General features: G+C 68.1%; 19 protein-coding genes. 10 read left to right on the top strand and 9 right to left on the bottom strand.

Annotation, left to right across the window (positions count from 1 at the left end):
- Nucleotides 1-28: 28 nt before the first annotated feature.
- Nucleotides 29-301, bottom strand: coding sequence for a hypothetical protein (locus tag AB0L60_RS24780; RefSeq protein ID WP_364617934.1), 273 nt, complete (start codon nt 299-301; stop codon nt 29-31).
- 158 nt (nt 302-459) lie between these two features.
- A complete protein-coding gene (locus tag AB0L60_RS24775) occupies nt 460-1,083 on the bottom strand; it encodes a DUF4232 domain-containing protein (protein ID WP_364617932.1) in 624 nt (207 codons plus the stop codon).
- Nucleotides 1,084-1,352: 269 nt separating this feature from the next.
- Here AB0L60_RS24775 and AB0L60_RS24770 point away from each other — a divergent pair, with 269 nt between their 5' ends.
- The 5 genes from AB0L60_RS24770 to AB0L60_RS24750 all read left to right on the top strand — a co-directional run bounded on the left by AB0L60_RS24770 (nt 1,353) and on the right by AB0L60_RS24750 (nt 6,243).
- A complete protein-coding gene (locus AB0L60_RS24770) occupies nt 1,353-2,930 on the top strand; it encodes a hypothetical protein (protein WP_364617930.1) in 1,578 nt (525 codons plus the stop codon).
- Between the two features lie 74 nt (nt 2,931-3,004).
- Nucleotides 3,005-3,580, top strand: coding sequence for a DUF305 domain-containing protein (locus AB0L60_RS24765; protein WP_364618158.1), 576 nt, complete (start codon nt 3,005-3,007; stop codon nt 3,578-3,580).
- 132 nt (nt 3,581-3,712) lie between these two features.
- Nucleotides 3,713-4,711 (top strand): adenylate/guanylate cyclase domain-containing protein, encoded by a 999-nt coding sequence (locus AB0L60_RS24760; protein ID WP_364617928.1) that lies wholly within the window; start codon nt 3,713-3,715, stop codon nt 4,709-4,711.
- A gap of 208 nt (nt 4,712-4,919) precedes the next feature.
- On the top strand, nt 4,920-5,642 hold the full coding sequence (locus AB0L60_RS24755) for a hypothetical protein (RefSeq protein ID WP_364617926.1): 723 nt from the start codon (nt 4,920-4,922) through the stop codon (nt 5,640-5,642).
- Between the two features lie 136 nt (nt 5,643-5,778).
- Complete coding sequence (locus tag AB0L60_RS24750) at nt 5,779-6,243, top strand: DUF4231 domain-containing protein (protein ID WP_364617924.1); 465 nt, start codon at nt 5,779-5,781, stop codon at nt 6,241-6,243.
- Between the two features lie 67 nt (nt 6,244-6,310).
- On the opposite strand, the gene AB0L60_RS24745 is transcribed toward AB0L60_RS24750, so the two are convergent.
- From AB0L60_RS24745 to AB0L60_RS24735, 3 genes are read right to left on the bottom strand one after another with little or no spacing between them, the layout of a single operon-like run.
- Nucleotides 6,311-7,600 (bottom strand): acyl-CoA dehydrogenase family protein, encoded by a 1,290-nt coding sequence (locus tag AB0L60_RS24745; RefSeq protein WP_364617922.1) that lies wholly within the window; start codon nt 7,598-7,600, stop codon nt 6,311-6,313.
- A 2-nt stretch (nt 7,601-7,602) separates the two neighbouring features.
- Nucleotides 7,603-8,244 carry a TetR/AcrR family transcriptional regulator gene (locus tag AB0L60_RS24740; protein ID WP_364617920.1) on the bottom strand — a complete coding sequence of 214 codons (642 nt, stop codon included), beginning with the start codon at nt 8,242-8,244 and terminating at the stop codon, nt 7,603-7,605.
- Entirely contained in the window at nt 8,241-8,987 is a 747-nt protein-coding gene (locus AB0L60_RS24735) for a glucose 1-dehydrogenase (RefSeq protein WP_364617918.1), read from the bottom strand. Before AB0L60_RS24735 ends, AB0L60_RS24740 begins: the two co-directional genes overlap by 4 nt.
- Nucleotides 8,988-9,170: 183 nt before the next feature.
- Here AB0L60_RS24735 and AB0L60_RS24730 point away from each other — a divergent pair, with 183 nt between their 5' ends.
- From AB0L60_RS24730 to AB0L60_RS24720, 3 genes are all read left to right on the top strand, one after another.
- A complete protein-coding gene (locus tag AB0L60_RS24730; protein WP_364617916.1) occupies nt 9,171-11,354 on the top strand; it encodes a malate synthase G in 2,184 nt (727 codons plus the stop codon).
- 42 nt (nt 11,355-11,396) lie between these two features.
- Nucleotides 11,397-12,044, top strand: a complete 648-nt coding sequence (locus AB0L60_RS24725; protein WP_364617914.1) for a Uma2 family endonuclease — start codon at nt 11,397-11,399, stop codon at nt 12,042-12,044.
- A gap of 115 nt (nt 12,045-12,159) precedes the next feature.
- Entirely contained in the window at nt 12,160-12,735 is a 576-nt protein-coding gene (locus tag AB0L60_RS24720; protein WP_364617912.1) for a WHG domain-containing protein, read from the top strand.
- On the opposite strand, the gene AB0L60_RS24715 is transcribed toward AB0L60_RS24720, so the two are convergent.
- Complete coding sequence (locus AB0L60_RS24715) at nt 12,726-13,697, bottom strand: YafY family protein (RefSeq protein ID WP_364617910.1); 972 nt, start codon at nt 13,695-13,697, stop codon at nt 12,726-12,728. The genes AB0L60_RS24720 and AB0L60_RS24715 overlap by 10 nt on opposite strands.
- 109 nt (nt 13,698-13,806) lie before the next feature.
- Here AB0L60_RS24715 and AB0L60_RS24710 point away from each other — a divergent pair, with 109 nt between their 5' ends.
- Complete coding sequence (locus AB0L60_RS24710; protein WP_364617908.1) at nt 13,807-14,646, top strand: alpha/beta hydrolase; 840 nt, start codon at nt 13,807-13,809, stop codon at nt 14,644-14,646.
- Nucleotides 14,647-15,003: 357 nt separating this feature from the next.
- Here the strand turns inward: AB0L60_RS24710 and AB0L60_RS24705 are convergent, their stop codons facing one another.
- Genes AB0L60_RS24705 through AB0L60_RS24695 form a run of 3 tightly spaced genes read right to left on the bottom strand, consistent with a single transcriptional unit; the run spans nt 15,004 to nt 16,609 of the window.
- Nucleotides 15,004-15,966: an NAD(P)-dependent alcohol dehydrogenase gene (locus AB0L60_RS24705; protein ID WP_364617906.1), complete on the bottom strand. Its 963-nt coding sequence runs from the start codon at nt 15,964-15,966 to the stop codon at nt 15,004-15,006.
- On the bottom strand, nt 15,963-16,190 hold the full coding sequence (locus tag AB0L60_RS24700) for a helix-turn-helix transcriptional regulator (protein WP_040857236.1): 228 nt from the start codon (nt 16,188-16,190) through the stop codon (nt 15,963-15,965). Before AB0L60_RS24700 ends, AB0L60_RS24705 begins: the two co-directional genes overlap by 4 nt.
- On the bottom strand, nt 16,184-16,609 hold the full coding sequence (locus tag AB0L60_RS24695) for a hypothetical protein (protein WP_364617903.1): 426 nt from the start codon (nt 16,607-16,609) through the stop codon (nt 16,184-16,186). The genes AB0L60_RS24700 and AB0L60_RS24695 overlap by 7 nt, the downstream gene beginning before the upstream one ends.
- Nucleotides 16,610-16,708: 99 nt before the next feature.
- On the opposite strand from AB0L60_RS24695, the gene AB0L60_RS24690 reads away from it, so the two are divergent.
- Nucleotides 16,709-17,926 carry a cytochrome P450 gene (locus AB0L60_RS24690; protein ID WP_364617901.1) on the top strand — a complete coding sequence of 406 codons (1,218 nt, stop codon included), beginning with the start codon at nt 16,709-16,711 and terminating at the stop codon, nt 17,924-17,926.

Here is a 17,926-nt window from a genome sequence, read left to right as displayed (position 1 = left end):
GGGCGGTGGGTCTATTCCGCGGTCGCCGTCAGATCGGCGAAGTTCGCGTACCGGGCTCGTTCGGCAATCTGGTCACGCGCGCGACGAAGCTGATCGTGTGGCACCAACCGCACAGCAGCACCAGATCCAGTAACCGCTCGTCGAACTCCTTCGCCGCGCCCCACCGGCGGTCATCGATATCGCCCTCGTCGTGCAAGGAGTCGACCGCGCGGATCAGTAGGCGTTCGGATTCCACTGTCCAGCAAGGATCGTCGGGCTCGCCGTGGGTGAGCGAGGTCTGCTGTTCCGCTGGGCGCCGCACTGCGCGGCGCCCTCGGCCAACTCGACGCCTGGGCCATCACTTGGGCCGAAACCCATTCCCGCACAGACTGACTCGCAGAGCACCACGACAATCCGCACCTCGACCGCCCAGTTCGCGATCATCGTGAACACCGAGCGAAGGCAGCGGCCGCCAGCGCGTCACTCGGTGACGGGGTGAATCTTGATGGTGCAGGTGTAGACGGCGGTGTCGATTACGCGGGTGTCGGTTGAGTTGGGGGCGGTTACTTCGGTTTTGACGACCTTGGGGTCGGGTTTGTTGTAGGGGCCGCAGGAGGTGCCCTCGGCGATGGCATGGGCGGGGTGGCCGGATTTGACCACCACGGTCGGTGGGGTGTCGGTGCCGGTGGGGAGGCCGCCGATGTAGCCGTTGGGGGTGCGTTCGGCGTGAATGACGGTGCCGGTGTCGGTGATTTCGTCCAGGCCGGGGTAGCCGGTGAGGGTGCAGGCCTGGGACGGGTTGGCGACGGCGAAGGTGAGGGTTATGCCGTTGTGGCTCATGGCGGCGCCCATGCTCTTCGCGGTGACGTCGACCTGGCCGGAGGCGCAGGCGGGGATGGGGGTGTCGGTGGGTTGCGCGGCCGTGGAGGCGGGAGTGCCGGTGGACGGGCCGCCGCCCTGGTTGCCACCGGACTGGGTGCCGCCCGTGGTGAGTGCGGAGGTGGTCGGCGCGGCGGATGGAGTCGAAGACGGGGAGCTCGAGCAGCCGGTGGCGGCTGCCAGGACGGCACACGCCAGTAGTGCCGTGAATCCTGTTGTGCGCATGAGTCACCTATCCCCTTCGATCATCGGATGTTTCCGAAATCGACGGGCCGGACGGGTCTGTTACGCACTGCAGCAAGGGATTTGGCCTGACTCCCGGCACGATAGGCCCGAACTGACCGAGAGTGTCACAGACACTTATTTGTGACTGGCCCTACCGGACAGTCAATGTATGCGTTAGCGTTTCGAGACGTAATGGTGACCACATTGCATAGCTGTCTGTGCCACCGGTCACGATACGGACTTTTTAGAAGAAGACGGGGGTAACCGCAATGTTGCGGTTCACGGGTGTACGCCGGTCCAAGCCAGCGGCGGTGCTGGCGGTGACGCTGCTGGGGGCGGCCCTGCTGCCGATGCAGGGTGCGACGGCGGATCTGCAGTCCGACATCGCGAATCAGGTGCAGCAGTTCCTGGATGTCGGGCGCACCTCGGTGCCGCGGGCCGACTGCGGGGACGACGCGCTGCCGGAAACCGGTCTGCAGGGCGATGTTCCGGCCGAGGATCGCAACAGCGGGCGCAGCACGCTGGGGTATCGCTGCAATCTGTCGTTCGTCGGCGGCTATGTGGGCAGGGGCGCGGGGATCACCTCGGCGACCTACGACCACTGCTCCTACACCGGGTCGATGTTCCCGGGCAATATTCTCGGACCCGCGCAGGGTGTGCAGGTGCTGGATGTGTCGGATCCGGCGAACCCGGTGGTGACCGGAAGCCTCACCGAGCCCGCCATGCTCGCCGGCACGTGGGAATCGCTCAAGGTCAATGCCGAGCGAAAGCTGCTGGTGGGCACCGGCGTTCCGGTCGGCGAGGGCGCCGGGTTCCTGTCGGTCTACGACATCTCCGACTGCGCCCACCCGCGGCTGCTCAATCCCGGTGCGGGCACGAATCTGCTGATGCCGCTGCCGATCACGACCCACGAGGGCGGGTTCTCCCCGGACGGCCGGACCTACTGGGCCTCGGGCATCGCGCCCGGTTTCGTCAGCGCGGTCGACCTGACCGACCCGGCGAATCCGCACGTGATCTGGCAGGGCCTCACCGGCATCGAGGCACACGGCTTCGGGATCAGCCCGGACGGCAACCGCATGTACCTGTCCGCACTGGCCGGTTTCACCGTGCTGGACATCAGTCCCGTACAGCGCCGGGACCCGAATCCGCACGTCAACCATCTGGGACGGGTGTTCTGGACCGACGGCTGGGCGACGCAGCACAGCATTCCGGTCACCTATGACGGCAAGCCGTACCTGTTCACCGTGGACGAGGGCGGCGCGGGCGGGGTGAAGCTCATCGATATCTCCGACGAGACCAACCCGACGGTCGCGGCCAAGATCAAGCTGGAGATCAACCTGCCCGAGCATCAGGATTCGATGCTGGCCTCGGCCATGGGCGGCTCGGTGTTCTCCTACGACGCCCACTACTGCGCCGCCGATCGGCCCGAGAATCCGACCGCGCTGGCCTGCGGCTGGGAGGAATCCGGCATCCGGGTGTTCGACGTGCGGGATCCGTTCCACGCCAAGGAGATCGCGTACTTCAATCCGCCCGCGCGCAAGGGCCGGAACCTGGAGCTGTGGAACTCCCCGCACGCCCTGGCCTCACTCATCGGCGTCCCGGTGATGGAGTTCCCGTCGGCCGCGCGGGCGGTGCTGGAGGGCAAGTTCGATCCGAACAAGGCGCTCTCGTCACGGTCCGGCATGGTCGCCTTCGGTGACCTGTCCACCGACTGGTGCTTCTCCCCGCCGGAGTGGCACGGCAACCAGTTGTGGACCACCTGCAATGACAACGGCTTCATGGTGTTGCAGCTCGCCGACGACGTGTACACCCCGCCCGCCGACCAGCAGTCCGTGGTGGGATCGTGACGGCTCGCCCGGGCGCTCGGGTCCGGCGGCCGGCGGCGCTGGCGGTGCTCGCCCTCGCCCTGCTGGCGGCCGGGATGCTGCTGCGCCCACTGCTGATTCCCGAGAGCCGTTCCGCGCCACCGGTGCTCAGCCGGGTCGAGATCGGCTTCAGCCAGGACATGACCGCCCATCACGAGCAGGCGCTGATCATGGTGCAGCGCTTGGATTCCGGGGTGGATCCCACCGTGCGCCGGCTGGCCCAGCAGATCGCCGATGCCCAGCGCATGGAGATCGGCACCATGCTCGGCTGGCTGCGCCTGGCTAACGCCTCGCCGGACTCCACCCATCCGATGGCGTGGATGACGGCGGATGCGGCTGCCGCGCATGACCATTCGATGCCGGCCATGACCGGCACGTCTATGCCCGGCATGGTCACCCAGGCCGAACTCGACTCGCTGGCCGCCGCCCGCGGCAAGGCCGCCGAGGTCCTGTTCCTGCAGCTCATGCTGCGCCACCACCGCGGCGGTGTGGCCATGGCGCAGGCGGCCGATCGACTGCTCGCGTCGGGCCCGGTGAAGGAGGCCGCGCGGGGCATGATCACGGCCCAGTCGCAGGAATCGGGGCTGATGACGATCATGCTCGCGCAGCGCGACGCCCAGCCCCTGTCCTGAGGTGCGGAAGCTGAGGTTTTGCTTGTCACCCACGGCCGCAACGGTTTTGGCGTCTTCATCGCTCGACTGGCGGAATCGGACGCTGTCGCGGGACGCCCGTGTCTCCGTCACTCGATGTGCTGTACTGGCGGCATGATCGAATCTGGTGGCCTGACCGAGGCGGTCGACGCGGTGGTCGAACGGTCGTTGCTCGGCGGCCCACGCCGGTACACCCGCGCGCAGGTGGCCGAGCTGTCCGGTGTGCCCGCCGACCGGGCCCGCAAGCTCTGGGTGGCGCTGGGCTTTCCGGCCGCGGCCAGCGACGACGAGGTGGCGTTCACCGACAACGATGTCGCCGCGATTCGCGCCTTCACCAGCCTGGACCAGGCTTCGATCGCGAACGAGCAGAACCAGATCGGCGCCGCCCGCACGCTGGGTCAGGCGATGGCACGGCTCGCCGAGTGGCAGGCGGATCTGATCACCCGCGAGATCGGCGGCCGGATCGCGGCCGGCGCCGGGCGGCCCGAGGCGGGCCGGGAGGCCACCGAACAGGCCATCGCGGTTCTCGCCGAATTGCAGGACTACGCCTGGCAACGGCACATGGCCGCGGCGCTCACCCGCTCGCTCGCGTCCGGCGGAGCCACCCGCCACCTGCTGGTCGGCTTCGCCGACATGGTCGGCTACACCCGCCTGTCCCGCCACCTCGACCCCGACGAGCTGACCGAACTGCTGGAGACCTTCGAGTCCGCGACCACCGAGGTGATCACCGCGCACGGCGGCTGGGTGATCAAGAATGTCGGCGACGAGGTGATGTTCGCCGCCGAGGACGCCCACGCCGGCGCCCGCATCGGCCTGGACCTCAATACTGCGATCACCCGTGCGGCCCAGACGATTCCGGAGATGCCCCAGATCCGGGTGGGCCTGGCCTACGGGCCCGTCCTGACCCGCTTCGGCGACCTCTACGGCACGGTCGTCAACGTGGCCGCCCGGCTCACCGGTGTGGCCCGCCCCGGCACGGTCCTGGTCGACGACGGCGCGGCGGCCGAACTCGACGGCGACGATGAGCTGACGATCCGCCGTCTGCGCAGCGTGCGGGTCAAGGGCTTCTCCCGCTTGCGTTCCCACCTGGTCCGCGAGCGCAAGCGCCGCTAGCCCGGACCGCTCCGTCGCAGCCGGCCGGCCCGGGCAACCGTGGGCCGGCCCCGGTGGTCCCCGTCCGAACCTCGGCTGTTCTTGCCGATGCCCGGCCTCGTCATCGCTCTCGCCGCGAGTGGGAAATTTCACCGGCTGCGCCCCGGCCTGCCGTGGGTATGGTCGAAGGGATGATCGGCCGACCGGCCGGGAGAGGTTGACTGTCAGCATGACTCGGGCCGAGGCGCTCACCATTCCGACGCACATCCACGGTTATCCGGAGATCGCGTTCGGCGGCTACCTCGCGGGCCTGCTGGCCGCCCATTCCAGCGCGGACACCGTGCGCGTCGACTTCCGGCGCGCCGTCACGGTCGACACCCCGATCCAGCTCTCCCGCCCCGGCGACGGCCGCGTCGCCTTCACCGCCACCGACGACACCCTGCTGGTCGAGGCAGCGCCCGCGGCGCTCACCCTCGACCCGCGGCCCGCACCCTCCTGGGAAGCGGCGAAATCCGCTGTCGAACTGGGGTTGTCGGGCGACCGGACGGTCACCGACTGCTACGGCTGCGGGCTGGCCTGCGAGCCGGGCCGCGGGCTGCTGCTGTTCCCGTCGGAGCTGCCCGGCGAGCAGATGATGGCCGCCGCCTGGACCCCCGACCCCGGACTCGCCGACGAGTCCGGGGAGCTCCCGCCCGAGGTGGTCTGGTCGGCGCTCGACTGCCCGGGCGGCCGCGCCGCGTTCGTCTTCTCGCGAATGGGCAGCGGCGCGTTCACCGCCGCCATGACCTCACAACAGCTGCGCCCGATGTACGCCGGGGCCGACTACATTTCGCACGCCTGGGTGGTCACGCGTGACGGCCGCAAACACACGGTCGGCGTGGCGCTCTCGACCGCCGACGGCGAACTGTGCGCCCTGTCCGAAGGGCTCTGGATCGAACCGCGCCAGGGCTGAGCCGACTCGCCGGGCGCGCCGCGCCGCCGATGCCGTTGGCCGCGAGGCGCGCCGCAACCGCGAGCGCGGCAACGGTACGCGTGCCACACTGACCGGACCGGCAGGATCTTCGTCGCCCCAGGCCCAAACCGACGCCATGGCAGCGGTCATCGACTGGAAGGTCGTCGGCCCCGCGTTCCGCGATTTCTGGACCAGCACCTACGCCCGCGAGGTCGCCGACACCGGCCGCCTCACCGGCCGATTCCGCAGCTGGGGGCAGATTCTCCGGTTCATCGCGATGGTCGCCAGCGCCGTGGTGACGGGCCTGGCCGGATTCGAGGGCTCCCTCATCCGCGCCGCCACCGCCTGCGCCGGCGGGGTGGCCGTGGTGGCCACCGGCAGCGCCGCCATCTTCCACGCCGACCAGCGGGTGGCGACCAACCGGCGCACCCAGCAGTTGCTGCTCTCCGAAGGCTGGCGCTTCGTCGCCGGCGCCGGCGATTACCCGGGCGGCCCCACCGCCGCGAACACCACCAGGTTCCTGCTCAGTGTCGAGCAGATCCTCTCCACCTACGTGGACGACTACATCAAGACCATCGACGAACCCACGCCGGCGCCCTGATCGCCGAACAGCCCGCGGACGAGAGGCACCGGATCGCCCTCGTCCGTGGGCCTTTCGATCAGGCGGCCTAGAGGTTTCCGACGGTGTGCTCGAGCCGGTCGGCCACCAGCTGACGCGCCTGTTCGCGCAGGGCGGGCCGGAAACCGCTGGGGTAGACCGGATCCGCGGGCGCGTAGGTCTTCAGGACCTCCTTCGCCAGGGTGATCTTGTGCACCTCCGTCGGCCCGTCGGCGATGGCCATCACCTGGGCGTAGTTCATCATGTCGAGGAACGGCAGATCGGTGCTGACGCCGATGGCGCCGTGCAGATGCATGGCGCGCTGGGCGATGTCGTGCATGACCTTGGGCATGGCCACCTTGATCGCGGCGATGTCGTGGCGGACCTTGCGGTAGTCCTGTTCCTTGTCGATGCGCCACGCGGTGCGCAATACCAGCAGCCGGAACTGCTCCATCTCGATCCAGGATTCGGCGATCTTCTCCTGGGTCAGCTGCTTGCCGCCGAGCACGCCCTTGCCCATCGGCCGCGACACCGCCCGTTCGCACATCATGTCGAAGGCCTTGCGCACCAGCGCGACCGTGCGCATGGCGTGGTGGACGCGGCCGCCGCCCAGGCGGGTCTGGGCGACGACGAAGCCGAGGCCCTCCGCACCCAGCAGCGCGTCCGCCGGAATGCGCACGTCGGTGAAACGCAGGTGGGCCTCGTGCTCGCTGAAACCGGGGACGGTGAAGTTCCGCACGATCTCGAGACCGGGGGCGTCAGCGGGCACGATGAACATCGACAGCCGCTGATGCGGCGGCGCGTCCGGATCCGTCACCGCCATGACGATGTGGAAGGCGGCGAACTCGGCGGCGGAGTTGAACCACTTCTCGCCGTTGATGACCCACTCCTCGCCCTTGCGCACCGCGCGGGTCCGGAAGGCCGTCGGGTCCGAACCGCCGGTGGGCTCCGTCATGACGTAGCACGAGCCGATCTCGCCATCGAGCAGGGGCTGCAGGTATTTCGTCTTCTGCTCGGGCGTGCCGAAGTGGGCCAGGATCTCGGCGTTGCCGGAATCCGGTGCCTGACAGCCGAAGACGAGCGGGGCCCACAGCGACGTGCCCAGCATCTCGTTGAGCAGGGCCAGCTTCAGCTGCCCGTAGCCCGGGCCGCCCAGCTCGGGTCCCAGGTGGCAGGCCCACAGCTGCTGCTGTTTCACCTTCTCCTGCAACGGTTTCATGAGCGCCCGAATCTCGGGGTTCCGACGGTCGTAGGGGTTGGGATAGAGCAGGTCCAGAGGTTCCACCTCGGTCCTGACGAACTCCGCGACCCAGTCCAGTTTCTTCTGGTATTCCGGGTCCGTCTCGAAATCCCAAGCCATGATCAGCCTTTCGTGCTCGTGCGCGGTTGAATGAGTCCGTCCAGGACGGTGGTGCAGAGAATGTCGGCGATCTCGTCGGGGGTGTGCTGCCCGTCGGGCCGGTACCAGAAGGTCACCGAATTGAGCATGCCCAGCACGCCGTTGGTGACCACGTGGTCGTCGGTGCGCAGCACGCCCGCGGCCCGGCCGGCGTCGATGACCTGCTGCCACAGCGCTTGCAGGCGGTCGCGCAACTCCTGTAGCTCCCGCGCCCGTTCGCCGGTCAGCGCGGTGACGTCGCGCAGCTGGATGGCCACGGCCCGGCGGTTGCCGATGATCAGCCGGACGTGGCTGTGGATCAGCTTGCGCAGCTTGGTGATCGGATAGTCGGGGGCGTCCGCGATCTGCTCGGCCTCGGCCAGCATGAGCCGGGTGTAGTCGGCGAGGATCTGCCACAGCAGCTCCTCCTTGGATCCGATGTGGTAGTACAGCGCCCCGCGCTGCACATCGGCCCGTTCCCCGATCTCGGCGACGCCGGTGCCGTGGAAACCCTGCTCCGCGAACAGTTCCAGCGCCGCGCGCACGATCCGCTCCCGGGTCTCCCCCGGTCCGCTCGCCGACGCGGGCGGGCGGCCGCGGCGGCGGGCCGGGACGGCGGCGGTCATCGGAATCCACCGTCCAGGGCCAGGGTCGCGCCGGTGCAGTAGGCGGAGGCGTCGGAGGCAAGGAACAGCACCGTCCCGGCGATGTCGGCGGGCACCCCGATCCGGCCGAGGGCGGTGTGCCGGGCCAGTTCGGCACGCATCTGCGGCGGCCACGCCTTGGCGATATCGGTGTCGAAGGGGCCGCAGCGGATCGTGTTCACCCGCACCGATGGCCCGTAGGTGTGCGCCAGCCCCACGGTCAGGGCCTCGAGACCGGCCTTCGCGGCGGCGTAGGGCACCGCCAGCGGTTCGGGATGCGCGGCCTCGATCGAAGATATATTCACGATCGATCCGCCGCCCGCCGCGGCCATGCGCGCGCCGATGAGCGCCGAGAGCCGGAAGGGCCCCTTCAGATTGGTGGCGATCACCTTGTCGAACATGGCCTCGGAAACCTGGTCCAAGCTGGGATAGAGCAGGGACATCCCGGCATTGTTGACCAGTACGTCGACCGTCCCGAACTCGCCGTAGGCGGCCTCGGCGAGCGTCTCGCACTGCTCCCAGTCGCCCACATTGCAGGCCACCGCCAGCGCCCGCTGCCCGGTCTGCGCGCGCACCTCGGAGGCTAGTTCCTCACATGCCCCGAGCTTGCGGCTGGCGATGACGACATCGGATCCGGCCGCCGCGAGCGCCAGCACCATCTCGCGCCCGAGCCCGCGACTGCCGCCGGTCACCACAGAGACCTTGCCGGACAAGGGTTTTCCCATGAATCGCACCTTCGCTCCGAGCGGCCGGAAAATGTTCCAACCAGTACATTAAATATACCGATCGATACAATCAACCCCCATCGTTCGAGGCCTCAACCCCGAGGCCGTGAAATACCGCCCGGTAACCGCGAGTAATATGACGCCCGTACTTTTTCCACCCGGCTTCTCGAAATGAGGCAGTAGATGACAGAGCGGATTCAGGTCGGCGGGCTGCAGGTTGCCAAGGTGCTCCACGATTTCGTGGAGAACGAGGCCCTTCCCGGCACCGGTGTTGATTCCGCCGCGTTCTGGTCGGGTGCCGAGGCCGTCATCAATGACCTCGCTCCCCGCAACCGCGCACTGCTGGCGGAACGCGACGACATCCAAGCCAAGATCGACGAGTGGCACCGCGCGAACCCGGGCGCAGGCTACGACAAGGCTGCCTACAAGCAGTTCCTCACCGAGATCGGCTATCTCCGTCCCGAACCGGCCGACTTCCAGATCGGCACCGAGAACGTGGACGCCGAAATCGCCACCCAGGCGGGACCGCAGCTGGTCGTGCCGGTGATGAACGCCCGCTTCGCCATCAATGCCGCGAACGCGCGCTGGGGCTCGCTGTACGACGCCCTGTACGGCACCGACGCCATCTCCGAGGCCAATGGCGCGGAGAAGGGTTCGGGCTACAACAAGGTCCGCGGTGACAAGGTCATCGAGTGGGCCCGCAACTTCCTCGACGACGCCGTGCCGCTGATCACGGGTTCGCACGTCGGCTCCACCAAGTACTCGATCGAGGACGGCGAGCTCGTGGTCGGCCTCGAGGACGGCACCGAGATCGGCCTGGCCGACAACGACGCGCTGGTGGGTTACCTGGGCGACCCGGCCAACCCGACCTCGGTGCTGCTGAAGCACAACGGCCTGCACATCGAGATCCAGATCGACCCGGCCTCCCCGATCGGTTCCACCGACACCGCGGGCGTGAAGGACGTGGTGCTGGAGTCCGCGGTCACCACGATCATGGACTTCGAGGACTCGGTCGCGGCCGTGGACGCCGAGGACAAGGTCCTCTGCTACCACAACTGGCTGGGCCTGATGAAGGGCGATCTGGCCGAGCAGGTATCGAAGGTCGGCAAGACCTTCACCCGCACCATGAACCCGGACCGCGTGTACACCGCCCTCGACGGCAGTGAGCTTGTGCTGCACGGCCGTTCGCTGCTGTTCGTGCGCAACGTGGGTCACCTGATGACCTCCGACGCGATCATCGACGCGGCCGGCAACGAGGTGCCCGAGGGCATCATGGACGGCCTGATCACCGTCCTGATCGCCAAGCACGCCCTCAATGGCGAGACCCAGCTGAAGAACACCCGCACCGGCTCGATCTACATCGTGAAGCCGAAGATGCACGGCCCGGACGAGGTGGCCTTCACCAACGAGCTGTTCGGCCGTATCGAAGAGGTCGTGGGCCTGCCGGTCAACACCCTCAAGGTCGGCATCATGGACGAGGAGCGCCGCACCACGGTGAACCTGAAGGCATCGATCTTCGCCGCCAAGGACCGCGTGGTCTTCATCAACACCGGCTTCCTGGACCGCACCGGCGACGAGATCCACACCTCCATGGAGGCCGGGCCGATGGTCCGCAAGGCCGAGATGAAGGCCCAGCAGTGGATCAAGTCCTACGAGGACTGGAACGTCGACACCGGCCTGGCCACCGGCCTGCCCGGCAAGGCGCAGATCGGTAAGGGCATGTGGGCCATGCCCGATCTGATGGCCGAGATGCTGGTCCAGAAGATCGGCCACCCGAAGTCCGGCGCCAACACCGCCTGGGTGCCCTCGCCCACCGCCGCCACCCTGCACGCCACCCACTACCACCTGGTGGACGTGTTCAAGCGGCAGGCGGAGATCGCCAAGGGCGGCCCGCGCGCCACCGTCGACGAGATCCTCGAGATCCCGCTCGCCCCGAACACCGACTGGTCTGCCGAGGAGATCCAGCAGGAGCTGGACAACAACTCGCAGGGCATCCTCGGCTACGTGGTGCGCTGGATCGACCAGGGCGTCGGCTGCTCGAAGGTGCCCGACATCAAGGACATCGGCCTCATGGAGGACCGCGCCACCCTGCGCATCTCCAGCCAGCTGATGGCCAACTGGCTGCGCCACGGCATCGTGACCGAGGCGGATGTCATCGCCTCCCTCGAGCGCATGGCCCCCGTCGTCGACCGCCAGAACGCCGGCGACTCGTCGTACTTCCCCATGGCCCCGGACTTCAACGCCTCCATCGCCTTCCAGGCCGCGAAGGAACTGGTCCTCGAGGGCACCGAGCAGCCCAACGGCTACACCGAGCCGATCCTGCATCGCCGCCGCCGCGAGGCCAAGGCCTTCAACAAGTCCGTCTAGGACACATCCGCTCCACCTCATGAAACGAATCCCCGGTCGACAATGGTCGACCGGGGATTCGCCTTAGACTGGCGAAGTTCCCTGATGAAAGGACAGGAGCCGGTGAGTGTCGCCTGCGACGACGGATATGGCTACGGGCCGTACACCGTGGAAGATCTGCATGGCCTTCCCGATGAGGGCAAGGCGCACGAACTCGTCGATGGCTGGCTGATCGAATTGTCCCCGAGCACTCGCCACGACTACCTCGCGAAGGTCCTGGCGCGCATCGTGGAACGCGCAGCCGAAGACTCCGGGACCAACTCCTACATCCAAGCCCCGATGGATATCTCGACACCGTCGGGTGCACGGAAACCCGATGTGGCCGTCATGAGCACAGCCGATGCCAGGAACGCTCGCGACCTTGGGCTTTCCTTGTACCCCGGCGATGACGTCCAACTTGCGATCGAGATCGTGTCGCGCGGGTCGGGCAGCGAGCGAGAAGACCGCGGCCGCAAGGTGATCGAATACGCCCGCACCGGAATCGATCAGTACTGGCTGGTCGATTTCGACCCACATCCACGGATCCAGATCCGACGCCTCAACGGCGCCGTTTACGGTGACCCGATCATTCTCGAGGAAACGGACGTGCTCGAGGTCTCCGACCCGTTCCCGATCTCCTTCCCTCTCTCCCGCTTGGGCGACTTCTCCTGACAGCTCCTCAGCGAGTCAGCCGAACACCTGGAGAGTTGAACAGGAGGCGCTGGGCTGATTGGACTGTTCCTATGGATGCTAGGTTTTGGCTTGGTGGGCGTAGGAAGGAGGGCGGATGTCTCCGCGGGTTGGGTTGACGACGGAGCGGGTGGTCGGGGCGGCGGCTGAACTGGTCGACGAGATCGGGTTCGAGAAGCTCACGCTGTCGGCGCTGGCCAAGCGGGTGGGGGTGAAGGATCCGAGTTTGTATGTGCATGTGCGGGGGTTGCAGGATCTGCGGGTGCGGGTGGCGCTGCTGGCCAGCGCGGAGCTGAATGAGCGGATCGGGGCGGCTGTTCTCGGTCGTTCCGGGAGGGAGGCGTTGGTGGCGTTCGCCGACGCGTATCGGGCCTATGTGCTCGAGTATCCGGAACGCTATGCGGCCACGCAGATTCGGATGGATCCGGCCTCGGTGGCGGGTGAGCCGGCGCTGCTGCGCAGTGTCGAGCTGACGGCGGCGCTGTTGCGCGGATACGGATTGGGGGAATCCGAGGGACTGGACGCGGCTCGCCTGCTGCGCAGTACTTTTCACGGATTCGCCACGCTCGAGTCGGCCGGCGGCTTCGCCCACTCACGCTCCCCCGATGACTCCTGGCCGCACATTGTCGAAGCGCTGCACCAGACGTTGTCCAACTGGCCCTCCTATACGTAGCGGCGGGCCATGGCGGCGGTTTCGATGGCGATGCGGTGGCGGAGGTCTTCGGGGGCGAGGACTTCCGCGCCCGCGCCGAGGCGGAGCAGGTCGGGGATGGCGCGGTCGATGGATTCGATGGGGAGACGGATGTCGCGGTGGCCGGTGGAGCTGGGGTCGGTGGCCGAGTCGCGCGCGGCCTGCGCGGTGGCGGGGTCCAGGAGCTCCGGTAGCCGGTCGAAGGTTTCGGCGGTGACGCGGATCAGGGCCGAATGATGGTGGCGGCGTTGGTCGAAGGATTCCAGGTAGGTGACCCAGTAGGCGGCGAGGTCGAAGTCGGGTGGGCGGGATACGGGGTCGGGGAGAACCTCGAGTTCCATGATCCGGGAGATGCGGTAGGTGCGTAGGTCGGCGGCGGTAAGGCCGACGAGGTACCAGTTGCCGGATTTGAGGACGAGCCCGAGCGGCTCGGTGGTGCGGGTGACCAGATGTGGTGTGGCCCAGCGGATGTAGGTGAAGCGCAGGGTGCGTTCGTTCCAGACGGCGTCGGCGACGGTGGTGAGGTGGGGCGTCGGCTCGGCTTCGCTGTACCAGCCGGGGGCGTCGAGGTGGAAGCGTTCGGCGACGCGGCCCGCCCGGTCGCGGAGTTCTGGGGGCAGGGCGGACATGACCTTGAGGTTGGCGGCGGTGACGATCGCGCCGAGTCCGAGATCTGCTGCGGCGCTGGGGAGTCCGGCGAAGAACAGGGATCCGGCCTCGTCGGTGGTCAGCAGCTCGAGTCTCGCGCGGAAGCCGTCGAGGAGGCGGTAGCCGCCGTCGTGGCCCGGATCGCCGTAGACGGGGATGCCGGCGGCGGAGAGGGATTCCATGTCGCGGTAGACGGTGCGGATCGAGACCTCCAGCTGGCCGGCGATCTCCTGGGCGGTGACCCGGTCGCGGGTCTGCAACAGCAACAGGATCGACATGAGACGGCTGGCGCGCATATCGAAAATTCTGCCCGAATCCACTGACACTAGATGTCAGTGAAGCCGACATACTGTCCTCCTCGTTCCGAACGGACCCCGTCCGACCATCGAATGAGGAGACACCACAATGCCTTTCGTCGAAACCCGCACCGGCACCTCGCTGTTCTACCGCGATTGGGGCACCGGCCGCCCGGTGCTGTTCCTGGCGGCGGCCGGGATGGACAGCACCGAACCGCGCGGCGTGATGGCCGATCTGGCCGGGCGCGGCTACCGCGCCATCGCCCTGGACCGTCGCGGCCACGGCCGCTCCGATGATCCGGGCCACGGCTACGATTACGACACTCTCGCCGATGATGTCGCCGACCTGATCGACCACCTGGACCTGCGTGATCTCTTGCTGGTCGGCCATTCGATGGGCGGCGGCGAGATCGTCCGCTATCTGACCCGCCACGGCAGCGCCCGGGTGGATCGCATCGCGCTGGTGGCGGCCGCACTGCCGTTCCTGCTGGCCACCGACGACAACCCGGACGGCGCCCCGCGCGCGGCCGCCGATGCCCTCCGCGATTCCTGGCACCACCATCAGGACCGCTGGCTCACCGACAATGCCGACCCCTACATCGGCGCCGGCCTGCCCGGCTGCGAAGTCTCCGCGATCGCCCGCGACCGCGTTCTGCAATCCATTGCGGGAACATCGATGTGGGCGACCATCGAGTGCAACCGCGCGGTGGTCGAAACGGACTTCCGCGCCGAGATGGGCACCATCACCATCCCGACATTGATCATCCACGGTGACTCCGACGCCTCGATCTCACTCGATTTCGGCGGCCGCCGCCAAGCCGCCCTCGTCCCGGGCAGCGAGCTCGTCATCTACGAAAACGCCCCTCACGGCCTCTACCTGACCCACCCGGAACGCCTGACCCGCGACCTCCTCGCCTTCGCGAAGTCTCCGGTTCCCGCCTCGGCGTAGCGAATTCGGTCCAGCCCGGCTGCCGGCCACTGCGCACCGATCCGGCAGCCGGGGCCCACGACCCACCCTTGACTCTGTACCCGGGTGCAGGGTTGAGAATGGCGGTATGCGCAGCAGCGAGGTGGCCGCCCAGGCGGGCGTGAACGTGCAGACCCCACCTCGACGGCGCCATCCTCGATCTGCCTGCCGCCCACCGACTAGGCAACGACATCTTCGGCACCCAGCTGCGGCGCTAATTCACCTTTGCGCCAACCCATCTCGTCGGGTTCGTCCGGCCCGATGCCGCTGCACCAGCGGACCATTCGATTTCGTGAACCCCCTCGCCGCACTCGGCGGAGGGGTTCGCGCGTCTCCGCGTCAGCTGACCACGATCACGGACTTGCCCGTGGAGTGTCCGGTGGCCAGGTAGGTGATGGCGGCCGTGGCTTCGGGGAGGGCGAAGGTTCGGTCGATGCGAGGAATCAGCGCGCCCGCGGTGGCGAGTTCGGCCAGGGTGCACAGGGTTTCGGGTTTGGGGAGGGCCAGGAGGGAGCGCAGGCGGTGGCGGGTGAAGGGTGAGAGGAGTTGGGCGCGGAGGGAACGGCCGAGGCCGCCGAACCAGCGGCCGCCGCCCTCGCCGCCGCCGAGAACCAGGGTGCCGGAGGCGGTGAGCAGGGAGCGCAGCAGTGGGAGCGGACGGTTCCCGGCCATGTCGAGGATGAGATCGTAATGGCCGGTGAGGGTTTCGGTGGTGTAGTCGATGACGTGGTCGGCGCCGAGCTCGGTGACGAAGGCGGTGGACGCGCCCGAGCAGACGCCGGTGACCTCGGTGCCGTAGTGCTTGGCGAGCTGGACCGCGAGGTGGCCGACGCCGCCGGCCGCGCCGATGATCAGCACGCGCTGTCCGGCCTCGATGCGGCCCGCGTCGCGCAGGCCGGTGAGAGCGGTCATGCCGGAGATCGGCAGGGCCGCGGCTTGTTCGAAGCTCACGTTGACGGGTTTGCGCTGGAGTTTGATAGCTGGGGCGCAGGCGAATTCGGCATAGGAGCCGGGGACGGTGCCGAAAACCTCATCGCCGGGCCGGAATTCGGTCACCTGCGGCCCGACCGCCTCGACGACCCCCGCGACATCCCAGCCGCGGACCCGTTCCCGGGGCGCGCGCAGCCCGAGCGCCAGCCGGGCGATCCGCGGCTCGCCGGTCATGAAATGCCAGACGCTGGGATCCACGCCTGCGGCGCGCACGCGGACGAGCACGCCGTCCTGTCCGGTGTCGGGCGTGGGAATGTCGGTGTAGGACAACATGTCGACGGTGCCGTACGCGTCCTGCGCAATAGCCTTCATGGCTGGTCTTCTTCCGGATACTCGAAGATCTCGTCCAGTGGTGCACGGAACACCCGGGCGATCTGGAACGCCATCTCCAGCGATGGCGAGTACTTGCCCTGTTCGATGGCATTGACTGTCTGCCTGGTCACCCCGAGCCGGTCCGCCAGCTCGGCCTGTGTCATCTCGCCGTGCGAGAAGCGCAGCGCGCGAATGTTGTTGGTGACCCTGGTCGGCTTCACCATGGCCAGGTCCCCCGCCGGTAGGCGACGAGCTTGGCGATCGCGCCCACCACCGCGGAGAGCGTGAAGCCCAGATAGATCGCATTGGCGATCCAGAACCGGTCGCCGTTCGCCATGGCCAGTACCAGCGCGGTGACCGCACCGAGCACGACGAAGGCATTGCCGGCCTGCGTTCCACGCATATCGATTTCACGGTCGCGCTGATCCCGGCGGTCCCGATCCCGGGACCCGATGGCCACGGCGATGCTGGCCACGATCGAGACCACGATGGACCCGCCGACCATCCACAGCAGTGGCGCGACATAGGCCACGTCCACCACCGCGGTGTGCTGCGCGCGCGCCAGCACGACGATCAGATAGATCACGTACGAGACCAAGGCCGCGACTCCCAGGATCCAGGTTCGCTTCTCCTCGTAGGACATGCACCCAGTGTAAAGAAAACACGACTCGATGTACAGAATATTTGACATAGTTACGAATTGCCGTTCACCGCAATCGATTCCATCGGCTAGGGTCGAGGTATGGCCGACATCGAAGCCCCGGACCGGATCGAATCCATCGGCCCGGAGTTCTTCGCCGATCCGCACGCCCACTACCGGCGCTGGCGCGAGCACGGGCCGGTGCGGCGAGTTCGGTTCCCCGACGGCGTGATCCGCTGGGTCATCCTCGATTACGCCGCGGGCCGGGCCGCACTGTCCGATCCGCGCCTGCAGAAGGCGGCCGCGGTCTCCGACGCACTGCTCAGCCGCAAACGCGGTGTGCCGCAGTCGGATCCGAACATGCTGGCGCTGCTGTCCCACATGCTCAATACCGATCCGCCCGGCCACACCCGGCTGCGGAAGCTGGTGACCCGGGCTTTCACCCCGCGCCGGGTGGCCGCGCTGGGCCCGCGGATCGAGGAGATCACCGGTTCGCTGCTGGATGCCCTGGAGGGCCGGTCCGAGGTGGACCTGCTGCGCGAATTCGCCGAGCCGCTGCCGATCACGGTGATCTGCGAGCTGCTCGGTGTGCCGCTCGGCGATCGCGCGGACTTCCAGGAGTGGACCCGGGCGCTGGTCGCGGTCGCGGGCCTGGACGAGGACCGGGCCCGCGCCTCCGAGGCCATGGCGGTCTACCTGACCCAGCTGGTGCGGGCGAAGGCAGTGGAACCCGCCGCCGATCTGCTGTCCGCGCTGGCCGTCCCCGCCGACGACGGCGATGCCCTCACCGAGTCCGAGCAGGTCGGCATGGCCTTCCTGCTGCTGGTCGCCGGGCACGACACCACCGTCAATCTGATCGCCAACGGCACCCTCGCCCTGCTCCGCAATCCGGCGCAGCTGCAGGCCCTGCGCGCCGACCCCGAGGCGATTCCCGCCGCGGTGGAGGAATTCCTGCGCTTCGACGGACCGGTGAACATGAGCACCATCCGACACACGGCCGAACCGGTCACCATCGCGGGCACGGACATCCCCGAGGGCGAATTCGTCTTCGTCGCCTTGGCCGCCGCCAACCGCGACGCCGACCGCTATCCGGCCCCCGACGCCCTGGATCCCGCCCGCGACACCACCGGCCATCTGGCCTTCGGCCACGGTATCCACTTCTGTGTCGGCGCCCCGCTGGCCCGCCTGGAAGCGCGGATCGCCTTCGCCGCATTGCTGTCCCGGTTCCCGGACCTGCGCCTCTCACCGGCCGCGGAAGCGCTCGCCTGGCATCCGAGCACCCTCATGCACGGGCTGCACGAGCTGCCGGTGCTGCTGTAG

It is taken from the genome of Nocardia sp. NPDC051981, assembly GCF_040680715.1.
GTDB lineage: Bacteria > Actinomycetota > Actinomycetes > Mycobacteriales > Mycobacteriaceae > Nocardia.
The sequence above is the reverse complement of the archived record's forward strand: the minus strand, read 5'-3'. Positions and strand labels throughout refer to the sequence as shown.